The sequence below is a fragment of the Paracraurococcus lichenis genome (assembly GCF_030657435.1).
Classification (GTDB): Bacteria; Pseudomonadota; Alphaproteobacteria; order Acetobacterales; family Acetobacteraceae; genus Paracraurococcus; species Paracraurococcus lichenis.
In genome coordinates, this window is record NZ_JAUTWS010000496.1 from 1 (window position 1) to 433 (window position 433).

The following is a 433-nucleotide window of genomic DNA, read 5'->3' on the forward strand; positions in this document are numbered from 1 at the left end:
ATCCTGCTGGTCATGGAGGCGGCGACCAACGCGCTCGAGCACGTCTTTCGTCCGGCGCGGGGCATGGTCTTCGAGGTAGAACTGCACGAGCGGCCGGGTGGGCGCCTAGTACTGAGCGTGCGCAACGACGGGCCGAGGATCGACCCGGCGTCGACCGCGTCGCCCGCCGAGCAGCGGCTCAGCATGCACATCATGCGGGCCCTGGCGGGCCAGCTCGGAGGGACCCTACGGGTCGGAGGCGGGCCAGGCACGACGCTGCAGGTTGAGTTCGCGCGCGCAGGACATCAGCGATTCCTCTGAGGTGGATTTTGGCGGACGTCAGGCACAGCAATCTCTGCGACGGTATTGTCAAATTCGCGGATTCTGACTGGAACAAAGGGGCTGGGGCATGCTGGCGAAATGATCTCCGAGCCGGCCACCTACCCCGGATACC

The 433-nt window shown here is 66.1% G+C and carries 1 protein-coding gene; it reads left to right on the forward strand.

What is annotated here, in order from left to right:
• A partial coding sequence (locus Q7A36_RS40955) for an ATP-binding protein (protein WP_305109503.1) occupies positions 1 to 300 on the forward strand: 300 nt, incomplete at its 5' end.
• Between the last annotated feature and the right edge of the window lie 133 nt (positions 301 to 433).